17 protein-coding genes are annotated in these 15306 nt (G+C 62.5%); 5 read left to right on the forward strand and 12 right to left on the reverse strand.

Annotated features, from left to right (window positions below; genetic code table 11):
• Window positions 1–13: 13 nt before the first annotated feature.
• From Q0579_RS03640 to Q0579_RS03650, 3 genes are all read right to left on the reverse strand, one after another.
• Window positions 14–298, reverse strand: coding sequence for a TMEM175 family protein (locus Q0579_RS03640; protein ID WP_298809202.1), 285 nt, complete (start codon window positions 296–298; stop codon window positions 14–16).
• A 6-nt stretch (window positions 299–304) separates the two neighbouring features.
• Window positions 305–1135: an aldo/keto reductase gene (locus Q0579_RS03645; protein ID WP_298273168.1), complete on the reverse strand. Its 831-nt coding sequence runs from the start codon at window positions 1133–1135 to the stop codon at window positions 305–307.
• Window positions 1136–1210: 75 nt separating this feature from the next.
• A complete protein-coding gene (locus tag Q0579_RS03650; RefSeq protein ID WP_298809204.1) occupies window positions 1211–1789 on the reverse strand; it encodes a TetR/AcrR family transcriptional regulator in 579 nt (192 codons plus the stop codon).
• A gap of 138 nt (window positions 1790–1927) precedes the next feature.
• On the opposite strand from Q0579_RS03650, the gene Q0579_RS03655 reads away from it, so the two are divergent.
• From Q0579_RS03655 to Q0579_RS03665, 3 genes are all read left to right on the forward strand, one after another.
• On the forward strand, window positions 1928–2917 hold the full coding sequence (locus Q0579_RS03655; protein WP_009823890.1) for a zinc-dependent alcohol dehydrogenase family protein: 990 nt from the start codon (window positions 1928–1930) through the stop codon (window positions 2915–2917).
• Between the two features lie 100 nt (window positions 2918–3017).
• Window positions 3018–4127, forward strand: coding sequence for an S-(hydroxymethyl)glutathione dehydrogenase/class III alcohol dehydrogenase (locus Q0579_RS03660; RefSeq protein WP_298809206.1), 1110 nt, complete (start codon window positions 3018–3020; stop codon window positions 4125–4127).
• 463 nt (window positions 4128–4590) lie between these two features.
• Window positions 4591–7182, forward strand: coding sequence for an excinuclease ABC subunit UvrA (locus Q0579_RS03665; protein ID WP_366522258.1), 2592 nt, complete (start codon window positions 4591–4593; stop codon window positions 7180–7182).
• A gap of 255 nt (window positions 7183–7437) precedes the next feature.
• Here the strand turns inward: Q0579_RS03665 and Q0579_RS03670 are convergent, their stop codons facing one another.
• The 8 genes from Q0579_RS03670 to Q0579_RS03705 all read right to left on the reverse strand — a co-directional run bounded on the left by Q0579_RS03670 (window position 7438) and on the right by Q0579_RS03705 (window position 12541).
• Window positions 7438–8007, reverse strand: a complete 570-nt coding sequence (locus Q0579_RS03670; RefSeq protein WP_298273158.1) for a type 1 glutamine amidotransferase domain-containing protein — start codon at window positions 8005–8007, stop codon at window positions 7438–7440.
• 31 nt (window positions 8008–8038) lie between these two features.
• The gene (locus Q0579_RS03675; protein WP_298809209.1) at window positions 8039–9178 is read right to left on the reverse strand and encodes a glutathione-independent formaldehyde dehydrogenase; all 1140 of its coding nucleotides are present in this window, start codon (window positions 9176–9178) and stop codon (window positions 8039–8041) included.
• Window positions 9179–9500: 322 nt separating this feature from the next.
• Complete coding sequence (locus tag Q0579_RS03680) at window positions 9501–9920, reverse strand: heme-binding protein (RefSeq protein ID WP_298809211.1); 420 nt, start codon at window positions 9918–9920, stop codon at window positions 9501–9503.
• A 106-nt stretch (window positions 9921–10026) separates the two neighbouring features.
• Complete coding sequence (locus Q0579_RS03685; RefSeq protein WP_037093999.1) at window positions 10027–10320, reverse strand: antibiotic biosynthesis monooxygenase; 294 nt, start codon at window positions 10318–10320, stop codon at window positions 10027–10029.
• Between the two features lie 111 nt (window positions 10321–10431).
• Window positions 10432–11172: an SDR family oxidoreductase gene (locus Q0579_RS03690; protein ID WP_298809219.1), complete on the reverse strand. Its 741-nt coding sequence runs from the start codon at window positions 11170–11172 to the stop codon at window positions 10432–10434.
• A gap of 13 nt (window positions 11173–11185) precedes the next feature.
• Window positions 11186–11368, reverse strand: a complete 183-nt coding sequence (locus Q0579_RS03695) for a hypothetical protein (protein ID WP_294193456.1) — start codon at window positions 11366–11368, stop codon at window positions 11186–11188.
• Window positions 11369–11378: 10 nt separating this feature from the next.
• Window positions 11379–11675, reverse strand: a complete 297-nt coding sequence (locus Q0579_RS03700; RefSeq protein ID WP_062126405.1) for a putative quinol monooxygenase — start codon at window positions 11673–11675, stop codon at window positions 11379–11381.
• A gap of 71 nt (window positions 11676–11746) precedes the next feature.
• Window positions 11747–12541 carry a type 1 glutamine amidotransferase domain-containing protein gene (locus Q0579_RS03705; RefSeq protein ID WP_294193459.1) on the reverse strand — a complete coding sequence of 265 codons (795 nt, stop codon included), beginning with the start codon at window positions 12539–12541 and terminating at the stop codon, window positions 11747–11749.
• 113 nt (window positions 12542–12654) lie between these two features.
• On the opposite strand from Q0579_RS03705, the gene Q0579_RS03710 reads away from it, so the two are divergent.
• Together Q0579_RS03710 and Q0579_RS03715 are read left to right on the forward strand one after the other, a co-directional pair.
• Window positions 12655–13590, forward strand: coding sequence for a LysR substrate-binding domain-containing protein (locus tag Q0579_RS03710; protein WP_062126402.1), 936 nt, complete (start codon window positions 12655–12657; stop codon window positions 13588–13590).
• Window positions 13591–13674: 84 nt separating this feature from the next.
• Entirely contained in the window at window positions 13675–14691 is a 1017-nt protein-coding gene (locus Q0579_RS03715; RefSeq protein ID WP_298809224.1) for a zinc-binding alcohol dehydrogenase family protein, read from the forward strand.
• A gap of 216 nt (window positions 14692–14907) precedes the next feature.
• Here Q0579_RS03715 and Q0579_RS03720 read toward each other — a convergent pair.
• A partial coding sequence (locus tag Q0579_RS03720) for a LysR substrate-binding domain-containing protein (protein WP_298809226.1) occupies window positions 14908–15306 on the reverse strand: 399 nt, incomplete at its 5' end.

Raw genomic sequence — 15306 nt, forward strand, 5'->3', positions numbered from 1 at the left:
TGCTGCCGTGGAACTACCGGCCCGTTTGAGGTGACGCCGTCACCGGACGCTTACTTTGCAGAAGCTTGCCGGTGAAGTGGCTGGAAGCCCAGTAAAGACCGATCAGGATTACGCTTAGGGCGTAGGCCGCATAGTCCGGTGCCAGCTTTAGGTATTCCGCTGCTAGGTCGCCGTCAGTCGGCTCTGGTGCATGTAGTTCGGTCACCGGGAGGGTGATGGCAATCGCCAGCACCGCGTCCATGAACGCCTCAAGGCGATCCGATTTGCGTTTCGTTGCTTCAAGAGAGGATATCGCCATCTGACGCTACAGCATTTCGAGTGGGCGACGGCCCGCTGGCCGGGGAAATGCCGCATCGAGTGTCGCAAGGTCGGCGTCGGAGAGCACGATATCTGCGGCCGCGCGGTTCTCCCGCACATGTGCGACCGAACTCGCCTTCGGGATGGCGATGAGGCCATGGTGGCGCAACGTCCAGGCAAGTGCGACCTGCGCAGGGGTTGCGCCAACCTGGGTCGCTATTTCGTCGAGCGCGGGATGATTTGAGAGTCGTCCCTGCTCGACGGGACTATACGCCATGACGGGCACTTTATGATCGGCAAGCCATGGCAACAGGTCCAACTCGGGGCCTCGGCGGACGAGATTGTAGAGGATCTGGTCGGTCACGCAGCCATCCCCGCCGGCAGCGACAAGCTCGTCCATATCGTCGGTATCGAGGTTGCTGACACCCCAATGCCGAATCTTTCCTGCCGATTTCAGCGCCTCCATTGCCTCTATCGTCTCAGCGAGCGGCACCGATCCACGCCAGTGGAGCAGGTAGAGGTCGAGCCGATCGGTGCCGAGCCGCTTCAGGCTCGCCTCGCACGCACCGGCAAGGCGGGAGCGCGATGCGTTCTGTGGATACGCCTTGCTGACGAGAAACAACTGGTCGCGACGATCGCCGAGCGCTTCGCAGATCAGCGTTTCCGCCGCGCCATCGCCGTACATTTCAGCGGTATCGATGAGCGTCATGCCTAGCTCGACACCGGCGCGTAGCGCGGCGATCTCATCGGATCGCCGCTCAGCACGTTCACCCATCTTCCAGGTGCCTTGACCCATTGAAGGAACCACTTCCCCGCCGAGCAATGTCACGTGTTTCATGTGCTTTCGTCCAATGAGATGAGTTCGACTGTTCGGTCGCGAGAGGCGGATTGGCAGATGACCGCCATGTAACGATCATATCGCGGCCGGCCATCGATCGAGTGCCATTTTGGCGATGGAGAGCAGTTCGTTGATCGTAGCGCCGTCGCGCGCCTGAACGGACATGCCTTCCATGACCGTATTGATGAATTTGCCTAACACGGCCGGATCGGTGTTGGCCGCAAGCTCGCCCTGCGCGGCGCCGCGTTGCAGACGCTCGATCAGGAGGGTCTCCGCCGCGATGCGCTTGTCGCGCAGCAGGCATTCGATGGCGGCGGACGCCGGCGAAACGGCTGCCGCTGCCGAATACATGAAGCAGCCGGCCGGCGTTCCAGGTTCCGAGAATGATGACGCCGCTCGTTCCAGCAGGCCTTTGACGGCCTCGTAGGTGGACAACGCCGGATCGTTGATGGGTGCATAGAGGTGGACGCTGAACGTCGCGGCGTAGCGCTCGATCACCGCCGCAAACAGCCCCGCCTTGTTGTCAAACGCTGCATAGAGACTGGCAGCGGCGACGCCAGTCTCCGCCACCAGATCGGCCATCGATGTCGCCTCGTAGCCGCGCTGCCAGAACAGCCGCACCGCCTTGTCGAGCGCAGCGTCAGTGTCGAACACACGAGGGCGACCTGCGCGGCGACGGGCTTTCGTCTCTGTCATCTCTGGTGCACGATATGGAACGATCGATAAATAATGTCTTGAAACGGGTGGTCTTCCCCCTTACAGAACGATCATTCAATAATCAAGGAGTCTCCAATGAGCCGCATCGTCCGTATCCACGAATATGGCGACGCCAGCGTCCTCAGGATTGAAGATGTGGCCGTCCCCGCGCCCGCGGCCGACGAAGTGCAGATCGCGGTGAAGGCGATAGGCATTAACCGCGCCGAGGTGATGTTCCGCAACCATGCCTACCTTCAGGAAGCCGAGTTCCCGAGCCGCCTTGGCTATGAGGCTGCCGGCACTGTCGTTACGGTCGGCGCGGACGTGACCGGGTTTGCGGAAGGCGAAGCCGTCAGCGTCATCCCACCGCTCGATATCGCGCGCTGGGGCACTTATGGCGAGGTCGCCAACGTGCCCGCCCGCCTCGTCGTCAAGCATCCGGCGGCGCTGTCGTTCGAGGAAGCGGCGGCCGTGTGGATGCAGTATGTCACCGCCTGGGGTGCGCTGGTGGAGCAGGCGAAACTCGGCGAGGGCGATTTCGTCATCGTCACTGCTGCCTCCAGCAGCGTGGGCCTTGCTGCCTTCCAGATTGCGCGGATGGTCGGCGCGACGGTAATCGCGACGACGCGTACCGGCGCCAAGCGTCAGGCGCTGATCGATGCCGGTGCACATCATGTTGTCGCAACCGGGGAAGAGGATCTGGTAGCGAGGGTGATGGAGATAACCGATGGTCAGGGTGCGCGCGTGGTGCTCGATCCGGTCGGAGGCCCGTCGTTCGAGCCGCTGACCGAGAGCATGGCACGCGGCGGCATCCTGCTCGAATATGGCGCGCTCAGCGGCGAACCGACGCCGTTCCCGTTGTTCTCCGTGCTGGGCAAGAGCCTCACGCTCAAGGGGTATCTCTACAGCGAGATCGTCTCGGACGATGCCGCCCTCGATCGCGCTAAGGCGTTCATCGTGGCGGGTCTGGAATCGGGCGCGCTCAAGCCGCGGATCGCGCGCACTTTCCCGCTCGACGCCATCCAGGACGCTCACCGCTTCCTCGAATCGAACGACCAGATCGGCAAGGTCGTCGTTACGGTCTGACCGGCATACCGGGGGAGTGAGCGATCGCTCCCCCGCGAATTTGCGCTGACGCAACGGCCTCGCACCAGCAATCGGTTTAACTCAACGAGGGTATCCCAACATGAAATCTCGCGCCGCCGTGGCCTTCGAGGCGGGCAAGCCACTCGAAATCGTCGAGATCGATGTCGCCCCACCCCGGAAAGGCGAAGTCCTCATACGGGTGACGCACACCGGTGTGTGCCACACCGACGCGTACACGCTGGCGGGGAGTGATCCGGAGGGTGTTTTCCCGGTGGTTCTGGGCCACGAGGGCGCGGGCATCGTTGTCGAGGTCGGTGAAGGCGTCACCAGCGTCGGACCGGGCGATCACGTGATTCCGCTCTACACCGCCGAATGCGGCAAGTGCGACTTCTGCCTGTCGGGCAAGACCAACCTGTGCGTCGCTATCCGCGAAACGCAGGGCAAGGGCTTGATGCCCGATGGGACCACCCGCTTTTCGTACAATGGTCAGCCCCTCTATCATTACATGGGCTGTTCAACCTTCAGTGAATATACTGTCGTCGCCGAAGTCTCGCTCGCCAAGATCAATCCCGAGGCAAACCCCGAACATGTCTGCCTGCTCGGCTGCGGCGTCACGACCGGCATCGGCGCAGTCCACAATACCGCCAAGGTCCAGCCGGGAGACTCGGTCGCCGTGTTCGGCCTCGGCGGCATCGGCCTCGCGGCGATTCAGGGTGCGCGCCAGGCGAAGGCGGGTCGCATCATCGCCATCGACACCAATCCATCCAAGTTCGAGCTGGCACGCCAGTTCGGTGCGACCGAGTGCATCAACCCCAAGGACCATGACAAGCCTATCCAGCAAGTGCTGATCGAGATGACAGGCTGGGGCATCGATCATACCTTCGAGTGCATCGGCAACGTCCACGTCATGCGCGCCGCGCTTGAATCAGCGCACCGTGGCTGGGGTCAGTCGATCGTGATTGGCGTTGCCGGCGCGGGCGAGGAAATCTCCACCCGCCCATTCCAGCTCGTCACGGGCCGCGTATGGAAGGGGTCCGCTTTCGGTGGCGTCAAGGGACGGACACAGCTCCCCGGCATGGTCGAGGACGCGATGAGAGGCGATATCGATCTGGCTCCATTCGTAACCCACACGATGGGTTTGGAGGAGATCAACGAGGCCTTCGCACTGATGCACGAAGGCAAGTCGATCCGCACGGTCATTCACTACTGACCCGCCAATCCGAGGCGGCGCGAGGCGCTCGGATCGACAACTCGGCCGTCATCATGGCCCGACCCCGGCCATGATGAAGCGCGCTCTGGCAAATGGGCAACGCGTCGCGATGCGGTAACAAGCGCCGAAGTACGGTCCTTACATGCCGATAGCGGCACGGACCTGGGCCGCCTGGCTCAGGCGCTTACCAGCGGAGTGTGTGTGGCCTCGTCGCGCGACCCAACGGGGAAAATGGTTTTGTCGTAACCTTTGTCCAATGCTGGAAAAACATTTCAAAGGTGCCGAATATCGGGCCAGCCTGACCTTTGGATGTATTGAGTCGGAAAAGCATTCATCTGTTACCCGACTGTGATGAAACTTGGGCCGCACGGGCGGATAGGGCAGGAAGACTGAATTGAAGAGCAAGGATATTCACGCGACGACGCCGGCCACCGATCATGGGCATACGGGGCCGCCCGCTTGCGTGCAGGTTCGCGGCGCGCGCCAGAATAACCTCAAAAATATTAACGTCGATGTACCGCGCGACGCCTTCGTGGTGTTCACCGGCATATCGGGCTCGGGCAAGTCATCGCTCGCGTTCGGCACCCTTTATGCCGAAGCGCAGCGGCGTTATCTGGAATCGGTTGCGCCCTATGCCCGGCGCCTGATCGACCAGGCCGGCGTGCCGGAGGTCGACGCGATCGACGGTTTGCCGCCTGCGGTCGCGTTGCAGCAGCAGCGCGGCTCGGCGAACGCGCGATCCTCGGTCGGCAGCGTGACGACGCTCTCCAGCCTAGTGCGGATGCTCTATTCGCGCGTTGGCGGATATCCGCGCCATCAACCCATGCTCTATGCGGAGGATTTCTCCCCCAACACGGTCGCGGGGGCCTGCGCGACCTGCCACGGCATCGGCCGCGTATATGACGCGACCGAAGAGACGATGGTTCCTGACGACAGCCTCACCATTCGCGATCGAGCGATCGCCGCCTGGCCGGCCGCCTGGCATGGGCAGAACCTGCGCGATATCCTCGTTTCGCTCGGCTATGACGTCGATACGCCGTGGCGCGACCTGCCGAAAAAGGATCGCGACTGGATCCTCTTCACTGAAGAGGCGCCGACGGTGCCGGTCTATGCGGGCCTGACGCCCGAACAGACCCGGACGGCGCTCAAGCGCCGCATGGAGCCGAGCTACCAGGGCACCTTCACCGGCGCGCGCCGTTATGTGCTGGAAACCTTCGCCAACACGAAAAGCGCGCTGATGAAGAAGCGCGTCTCGCAATATATCATCGGCCGCGATTGCCCGACCTGCGACGGCAAGCGCCTGAAGCGCGAAGCCCTGTCGGTCAAATTCGCTGGCCACGACATTGCCGAGTTCGGCGACCTGACGGTGCTCAAGCTGAAGGACTTGCTGATGCCCGTCGCGCATGGCGCGTATGGGGCGGTCTCCGCCCCCTCAAAGGGCCATGTTCTGGAAAAAGCGGCCCGCGATGCAGCGGTCGAACAACGGGTTGCGGCGGGCGGCTCTGCGCACAAGAGCGCGCCCGACGTACGCCGCACGCCCAATCTCTCCGACGAGAAGCGGATAGCCGCCCAACGCCTTGCCTGCGAATTGATCGAGCGGCTAGACCCGCTGATCGATCTTGGCCTTGGCTACATTTCGCTCGACCGCAGCACGCCGACGCTCTCCTCCGGGGAGCTGCAACGCTTGCGGCTTGCCACGCAATTGTCGTCACAGCTTTTCGGCGTGGTCTATGTGCTTGACGAGCCTTCGGCAGGGTTGCACCCGGCAGATGGCGAAGCCTTGCTCACCATCCTCGAGCGTCTCAAGGCGGCGGGCAACTCCCTGTTCGTCGTCGAACATGATCTCGACGTGATCCGCCGCGCGGAATGGCTCGTTGATGTCGGGCCAGGAGCCGGGGAAAAGGGGGGTGAAGTCCTCTACAGCGGGCCGATAGAGGGGCTTGCCGACGTCGAGACTTCGATCACCCGCCGCTACCTGTTCGCAGAGCCGCTCCGCAGTGAGCGCACACTGCGCGATCCCAAGGCATGGCTACGCCTGGAAGGGATCAGGCGGAACAATCTCCATGGTCTCGACGTCGAGTTTCCCATCGGCTGCTTCACCGCTGTCACCGGCGTTTCGGGATCGGGCAAATCCAGTCTTGTCAGTCAGGCGCTGCCCGAGCTCGTCACGGAACACCTCGGCGGCTCCCCCGTGGCCGAGGAGGAGGATATCGATCCGCTGCTCGATGTTGCGCAGAACGGCACTGAAGGACGCATTGTCGCAGGCATGGAGCATGTTCGCAGGCTGGTGCGGGTCGATCAGAAACCGATCGGCCGCACGCCGCGCTCGAACCTATCCACCTACAGCGGCATGTTCGACCATGTGCGACGGATCTTCGCTGATACGCCGCTCGCCCGCCGGCGACACTACAGCCCGGGAAGGTTCTCGTTCAACGTCGCGCAAGGCCGCTGCCCTGTGTGCGAGGGCGAGGGATACGTCATGGTGGAGCTGCTGTTCCTGCCGAGCGTTTTTGCCCCGTGCTCGACCTGTCATGGCTCTCGCTACAACCCGCAAACGCTCGAAGTCGAATGGAACGGGCGCAATATCGCCCAGGTGCTCGAACTGACGGTCGACGATGCGTGCGATTTCTTCGCTGGCGAGGCATCTGTGATGCGCTCCCTCGACGTGTTGCGGGAGATCGGTCTTGGCTATCTGCGGCTCGGTCAGCCGGCGACCGAGCTGTCTGGCGGGGAGGCGCAGCGCATCAAGCTGGCGATTGAACTGCAACGCGCTCAACGCGGCAACACGATCTACATCCTCGACGAGCCAACTTCGGGGCTTCACCCCTCCGATGGCGACCGGCTGATGCAACACCTGCAGGGCCTCGTAGACGCCGGCAATACCGTCGTAGTCGTCGAACATGACATGCGCGCCATCACACAGGCGGACTGGATCATCGACCTGGGACCGGGGGCCGGGGAAGATGGAGGCTGTATCGTCGCCAGCGGCGTCCCTGGCGTCGTTGCGGAAGCGGAAGGCAGTCTCACCGCTCGCTATCTCAAGGCGGCGCTGTAGGTCGTAAATCTGGCCGAACGCACGTTCGATCAGGTGCATCTCGACCACGTTGGAATGGGTCGAATCTGGAAGCGGGAGCCGGCGATGTGTCACCGCGGTTGACGCGGGTTAGGGTTTGAGTGCCCGTCAAATGCGCCGTGTTCGTGTGATACGCGGCGTGGCGGACGGCCAATCGCCGGCCATCCGCCACGCTCGCTTTGTGCGGATCTTCCCCAAGGAGAGGGCCCTCACATCTTTTCGTCGAAACGCCCTGCCTTAATTCCCTGCTGCGGGCGCTGCGCCGACACCTTCTGCTATTTCCTCAACGAGTTTGGCACAGAAGGCGGGCAAATCATTGGGATCGCGGCTGGTAACAAGGCCGTTGTCGACCACGACTTCCTCATTGGTCCATGCACCGCCGGCGTTCTCGATATCGACCTTCAGCGTCGGGTAGGACGTCAAGGTGCGACCCTCAAGCACGCCCGCCTCAATCAATGTCCAGGGTGCGTGGCATATGGCCGCAACAGGTTTTTTCTGATCGAAGAAAGCCCGGATGAAACCAATTGCCTCGACGCTGCCGCGCAGCTTGTCGGCACCGACAGTCCCTCCGGGCACAACAAGTCCGTCGAAATCGTCGGCTTTCACCTCGGAAAACGTCTTGTCGATAGGATAGCTGCCGCCCTCGTCAAGATCGCTATTGACTGTGCGAGCCTTGCCCGGTTCAAAACTGATCACGGTCACTTTGCCACCAGCGTCCTCGACAGCTTGCTTGGGCTTCGAGAATTCTGGTTCTTCCGTCCCGCGGGGTGCGATCAGAATAGCAACCGATTTGCCTTCCAAAGTCATAATTCATTTCCTATTCCGTCGAAGACTAAGGTCAGATGCCCGGCTTGAGCACGACCTTCGTCCAGCCAGCATCGCGCTCGTCAAAATGCTTGTAGGCGTCTGGTGCCTGATCAAGCGGCAGTCGGTGCGAGATAATTTGGGCAGGATTGGCCCGGCCTTGCTCGATAAGCTTCATCAGTCGCCGGTTGTAGTGCTTTACATTGCACTGGCCGGTGCCGATCTTCTGGCCCTTGAACCAGAAGTTGCCGAAATCGAACGCCATCTTGCCTTCCTTCTGGAGATCGTCGGGCGCGTTCGGGTCTTCCGGAATGAACACGCCGACGACGCCAATTCCGCCGGTGGCCTTCGTGCTTTTGACGAGGCAGTTCATCGTGTAATTGCTGCGCTCCTTGCCGTGGCGATCGCAACACTGATACCCGACCGCCTCGACCCCCCGGTCGGTCCCGAGCCCGCCGGTCGCGTCAAGGATCTGCTGGGCGGGATCGCCCTTGCGCATGTCGATCGGAATAGCGCCCATCGCCTCGGCCAGTTTCAGCCGGTCATCGTGAGAATCGACCACGAAGATCTGAGAGGCACCACGAATTTCGGCTGAGTGCGCGGCCATCAAACCGACCGGCCCGGCGCCGTAGATCGCGATGCTTTCGCCAGGCAGGAAACCCGACAGTTCGACGCCATGCCAACCGGTGGGGAAGATGTCGGAGAGCATGACATAGTCATCCTCCTTCTCCTCAGCGTCCTCAGGCAGTTTCAGACAATTGAAGTCCGCATAAGGAACGCGCATCAACTCGGCCTGACCACCTTGCCACGGACCCATCTCGGCAAAGCCATACGCTGCGCCGGCGGTCCCAGGGTTGGTCGTGAGGCAGAAACCCGTCAAACCGCGTTCGCAGTTTTCGCAGAAACCGCAACCGACGTTGAACGGCATGCACACGCGATCGCCCTTCTTGATACGATCTACGGCAGCGCCAACTTCGATGACCTCGCCAAGGTTTTCGTGACCGAAGACCCTACCCTTCTCGAAGCTGGTACGGCCCTCATACATGTGAAGGTCCGACCCGCAGATATTGGTCGTGGTCAGCCGGATGATAACATCGGTCTGCTTTTCGATTTTGGGATCATCGACGGTACTGACAGAAACATCTTTGGGCCCGTTGTACACGACAGCTTTCACGGATCCTTTCCTTTCGCAACTCTTCTCAACGCGTCATCAAATCGAGACCTTGCTGATGATCCGGTCCATCGCAACGGCGGAGGACATCGCACCCTTCCAGGTGATCTCAGTTTCCTGAACCTTGTGCTACCTGAGAGGTTCCTTCTCGTGGGCTATCCCCTGGGATCGATTTACGGCGGTTTTCAGAATGACTGGGCCAGAATGGCCGAATAACGCTCTAAACGGAGGCGACCTGCGCCGCGCGGGAGGCGCGCCCGCCGCCGTCGACTGAACCGCCGTCGACTAAGCGGGCACCGCCGCGCCCGGCACCGCGCTCCAAGGCTCAGCCGCGCGCGAACGCCTGCGCCGCCGCCTCGGCCACGCCTTGGTCTTGCTTGCCGGTGCCGCCCGACACGCCCACCGCGCCGATCACCATCTCGCCCTCCTTTATCGGCACACCCCCGGCGAAGATCATCACCTTGCCGTCGTTGGAGGCATGGATGCCGTAGAAGTCATCGCCCGGCTGGGCGAGCTTTGCCAGCGCCTTGGTTTCGACGTCGAACGCGCGCGCCGTCCACGCCTTGCCGATCGCGATGTCGACGCTGCCGCGCCACGCATCGTCCATCCGCGCGAACGCCAGGAGGCAGCCGCCCGCGTCCACCACCGCGATGTTCATCGGGTTGCCGATCCGCTCGGCCTCCGCGATCCCCGCATCGATGATCGTCCGCGCGTCGTTCAGGTCGAGCGTCTGGGTGGTGCGCATGGTGTGTCTCTGTGGCCGGTTCGGGGAAAGCCGTTCAACGTACGCCGCCGCCCCACCCCCCACACGCGGGCGATGAAAGCGACGCGCTAGGGTGCCGACCGCTCCGCTATTTTGCGGCCAGCAGGGTGAACTTGTGAATCTGCGGCGGTTCGGAGAACAGCTCTTCTGCCTTGTCCATCAGTGCGGCGGCGACCTTGCCGTCGAGATGGGCCTGCCGGTCCTCCTCCGTGTCGAACGTATCGAAGATCGCGTACGCACCGGGACCTTCCTCGATAGCATACCAGGTCAAAGTGCCCGCCTCAGCTTGAACGAGCGGCAATGCCGAGGTCAGGAAATTGGCCACATCACGCTCTTTTCCGGGCTTGGCCTTCAGTGGTACATACAGGGCAAGTTTGGGCATAAATGACTCCTCAAGTGAAACCGACAGTCATTATTCGGCAGAGTAACGGGAGAGCGGGCCGGTACGTTCCCCATGAGGCGGAGCACACGCGGCCCCGCCTCCTCGTCGAAATCAGAACTGCTGGGCGGTCGGCCGGATGACGATCGCGTTGACGTCGACGTCATCAGGTTGTTCGACAGCGAACGCGATAGCACGCGCCACCGATGCCGCCGGGATGGCCTGCTTGTAGAAGTCCAGCACCGTCTCGGCAGCCGTACCCGACGTCGTGAACTTCAGGTCGCTCTCGACGGCTCCGGGCTCGATCGACGTGACGCGGACCTTCTCGCCCACCTCCTGGCGAAGACCTTCGCTGATCGCGCTGACGGCGAACTTGGTGCCGGAATAGACCGTGCCGCCCGGGGCGAAGACCTTGATGCCGGCGACCGAACTCAGGTTGATGATGTGGCCGCTGCCCTGCTCCAGGAAGCCGGGAAGAGCCGCGGCGATGCCGTAGAGCGTGCCCTTCAAATTGACGTCGATCATCTGGTCCCACTCGTCGGTGTTGACCTCGGCCATCGGACGGATCGGCATCAGACCGGCGTTGTTGATCAGTATGTCGAGACGGCCGAAGTCGGCGACGATCGCGGCGACGACGGACTGGACCGCCGACTTGTCAGTGACGTCGAGCGCATAGGCGCGTGCCGTTCCGCCGTTCTCGGCGATCTGCGCGACGACCTCGTCGAGCTTGTCCTTGCGCCGTGCGGCGATGGCGACCTTCGCACCGCGTTCGGCGAGAAGACGCGCGGTCTCGGCGCCGATGCCGGTGCTCCCGCCAGTGATGAGAACAACCTTGCCTTCGATACCTTTGGTCATGACTGTGTTTCCTTCACTTCAGATGTTGATTTTTCGCTGGGTCGCGGCCCCGCGCCAGCGGGTAGCCGCGTGGATGAACGAGGCCCATAAGGCCCGCGCGAAGCGCAGGTGCCAACAGGCCGATCATCCGCAGTTCCTCTATGTAGAACGGTTGTGCCAGCAGCGCCGACCCCACCCATTCTTTAAGCTTGCCCATGGCAGCACCCTTAGGTCGCGGAGACGGGGTTGAGGACAAACGCGGCGCGCTCGGCCAGATCGCCGATCTGAGAGAGGTAGTTTTGGAAGTGGGGCGTCGCGCGGTGGGCGGTAACCGCATCCGCGTCCGCGTACAGCTCGTCGAGGACGAAGCGGTTCGGATCGCTCTGGTCCTGCCAGAGATCGTAGCGCAAATTGCCCGGTTCGGCACGGCTTGGCTTTAGCATGGCGTCGAGCAGAGCGCGCAGGCGGTCGACGGTATCCGCACGGGCGGTTAGGACGGCGACGATCTTCACGTTGGCGGTCATGGCACCATATCCTGTCCTGGTTATATCCGAAGCGGGGCGCATCCTGAGCGCCCCGCCCGTCATCCTGGTACTCACGCAGCGGCGCGATCGAGGGCTTCGATCAAAGCGTCGGCCATGGCTTGGTCCGACGCCGGATTCTGACCCGTGATCAGCTCCCGGTCCACGACGACATTCGAAGCGAAGTTCTTGTCGGTGACAGAGACGTCGCCACCGGCCGACCGCAGCGCCTTTTCCATGTCGAAGAAGAGCTCGCCCTTCAGCACTTGCTCCTCAGCGATCTTCTCCTCGCTCGCCGAGAAGACGGTCATGCGGTAGCCTGAGTAGATCCAGTCTCGCGCCAGATCGGCCGCCCCGGCGTCATCGCCTTCCTCCAGCGCCTTGCGGAAGGCCGGAGCATCGTCGAGCGTAGAAACAACGACCACCGGTCCGTGGCAGAGGAGCGCGGTCGGCTTGGCCGCCGCGTGGAAGTGACGGAGGATCGTGCCCGCATCGCGGTCCTGCATCAGATCGACGATGGGAGCGTGACCTCCCGGCACGAACACGCCAACGAAGCCGTCCAGACCCTCGTCGACAACCGATTTCAGCGTGCGGACGTCGTTCATGGCCGGGTGGCTGGCGAAGAAGTCCTTGGCGCGCTGGTATGCCGCCTCATCACCGCCAAAGTGGTCCTTCGTGTCGGAGCCGGCGTCGATGTGCGGCTTGGTCCCGTTGGGCGTAGCGAGAACAATATCATAGCCGGCGTCGAGCAGTGCCAGCGCGGGGACTGTCGTCTCGTTGAGATACTGACCGACCGTTGCGGTACTGCCGCTACGCAGACCGAGCTGTGTCGCGTTCGATCCAAGAACGAGAACCTGACCCTTGCTCATCTGAACCTCCATGTTCGCGGCGCCCGTCGCCGATGGATGGGAAATGGGCCTCGTTGATATATTCTAGAAGTTTATCTTTTTGATGTCAGATATACGTCTGACAGGATGACTGCATGCGCTACGATCTGAACCTGCTGCCGATCTTCGTCGCGTTGATGGAGGAGCGCAGCGTCACGCGGGCCGCCGAGCGAATGGGCATGACACAGCCCGCCCTGTCTAATGCCCTATCGCGTCTACGACTGATGCTTCAGGACCAACTGTTCGTCCGCGAGCGCTACGGCATCCAGCCGACCCCGATCGCGCTTGAACTCTCACCGCTGATCGCCGAGGCACTCGCCCAGCTCGACGACGCTGTCCTCGGTCAGCAGGCCTTCGACCCCCTACATGCCGAACGGCTCTTCACGATCGCGCCAAACGGCTATGTCGAGTTCGTCCTCGTCCCCGCTATCGTGGCGCGCCTGGAGAAGGTCGCCCCCGGCATAAAGCTTCGTCTGACGCCCTACGGGAACGATCTTGTGGAAACAGGCGTCGTGTCAGGCACGACGGCGCTCGTGCTGGGCCGCATCGTCGATCCGCCCGACAACCTCGTCGTCCAGCACCTGATGGACGAAGGGCTCGCCTGCGCCGTCCGTGCCGACCATCCGGGCGTCGGCGATGTCATGACGCGCGAGCAGTTCGAGACGATGAAGCATGTCAACATCGTGCCGCCCGGACGGATGCGCGCCGGGCTGTTCCAGGCGCTGGCGCAGCAGCAGCTGAAGCGCGACGTCGCAATCTCCGTGACAAACTTCTTCGCGGTAGCCGAGATGGTGGCGGTGACCGACTATTGCGCCACCTTGCCCTCGCTCATCTGCAGGCGGCTGATGCACGACCCCCGGCTGAAGATCCTGCCGGCTCCGGTCGACCTTGGCAGCTTTCCCGTGGAAATGGCTTGGCACGTCCGCTATCGGCATGATCCCGCACACCGCTGGTTACGGACGCTGATCGGCGCGATCATCACCGACCTCACGGGGAAGACGGCAGCGGCAATCACGCCGTCGCCAGCCTGAGGACGATGTCGAACCGCGATGTCGCTTGTGCGTATCCCGTACGCGACAAAGTTCGCTATACAGCCCCTGACAATAGGATTTATCATGCGCGCAATCGGCTACCAGCAGCCCGGAACGATCGATCGCACGGAAGCTCTCGTCGATATCGAACTTCCCGATCCCAACGCTACCGGCCGTGATCTCCTCGTCGAGGTCAAGGCTGTCTCGGTAAACCCTGTTGACACGAAGGTGCGCGCTGGCTCGGGTTCGATCCACGGTGATTGGCGTATCCTGGGTTGGGATGCCGCCGGTGTCGTTCGCGCTGTTGGCCCTGAAGTGCGCGGCTTCGAACCGGGAGACGAGGTGTTCTACGCGGGCAGCATCGGCCGCGATGGGACCAACGCCGAGCTGCACCTGGTCGACGAACGCATTGTCGGAAGGAAGCCGGCCAGCCTCGATTGGGCAGAGGCAGCGGCGTTGCCGCTGACGGCGATTACCGCGTGGGAGGCCCTCTTCGAGCGATTGTCCGTGCGGACTCCTGTAGCTGGTGCAGCACCTGCGCTGTTGATCATCGGCGGTGCCGGCGGGGTCGGATCGATGGCGATCCAGCTTGCCCGTCAGGTTCCCGATCTCACCGTCATCGCAACGGCATCACGCCCCGAGACGCAAGCCTGGGTGCGTGAGCTCGGCGCCCACCATGTCATCGATCATCGTCAGCCGTTGGCGCAGCAGGTAGCGGATCTCGGCATTGGCGCGCCGGCTTTCATCTTCTCGGCCACGCACACCGACGAGCATATCGAGCAGATCGCCGAGCTGATCGCCCCGCAGGGACGTTTTGCGCTCATCGACGACCCCAAGACGCTCGATGTCGTACCGTTCAAACGCAAGTCGGTGTCGACCCACTGGGAGTTCATGTTCACCCGGTCCATGTTCGAGACTGCTGATATGGAAACGCAGGGTCAGATCCTGTCGGCCATCGCCAGCCTCGTGAACGCCGGTGAGGTGCGCACCACCCTCACCGAACGGTTCTCCCCCATCAACGCCGCGAACCTCAAGCGCGCGCACCAGGCGCTTGAGAGCACTACCGCACGCGGCAAGATCGTCATCGAGGGTTGGCAGTGATGCGGTTCACGCTCACTCAACGTCCGTCGCGCCCGCGGCCCCCGCTGCACCAACTGAAAGGGACCAAGCCTCGGCGTTATTGATGCCAGCCACGTGCGGTTGTGGGCGTCGCTTTCGCTGGGCCACTGATATCTACAATCGTAAAAGACCGTGATGTTTCGAGATAGCAGACGCGGTCCTCGGGTGAAAACTCGGGACGTCTGCCAGCTCGGCATCTCACCAATCGGTGCCAAGAGCGGGGAGTGCTTCGGCTAAGAAGTCAATCCACGCCCGCGTCTTGGCGGCGGGGCGCCGCGTCGGGTGTGTGATGGCATACGCCGCTCCCAGCATCATAGGCGGCTCGTCCAGCTCAAGCTCGCTCAACTGACCGGCGCGAAGCGCCTCTGCCGCAATAAAGCGTGGCCCATAGACCAGCCCTTGGCCCGCGATGGCAGCGCGAACCAAGGCCTCGCCATTGTCGGAACACATCGATCCTGAGATCGGCACCTTGATCGTCCCGTCTTTGCCGAACGCCCACGATGTCGTTCCTGCAAGCGACGCGTTGGTGTGGCCCAGACAATTGTCAATCGGCGTCCAAAAAGGACCCCCTATCGGCGTCCAAAAGGGACCCCCTTC

Origin of the sequence: uncultured Sphingomonas sp., assembly GCF_936927845.1 — a bacterium.
Taxonomy (GTDB): domain Bacteria; phylum Pseudomonadota; class Alphaproteobacteria; order Sphingomonadales; family Sphingomonadaceae; genus Sphingomonas.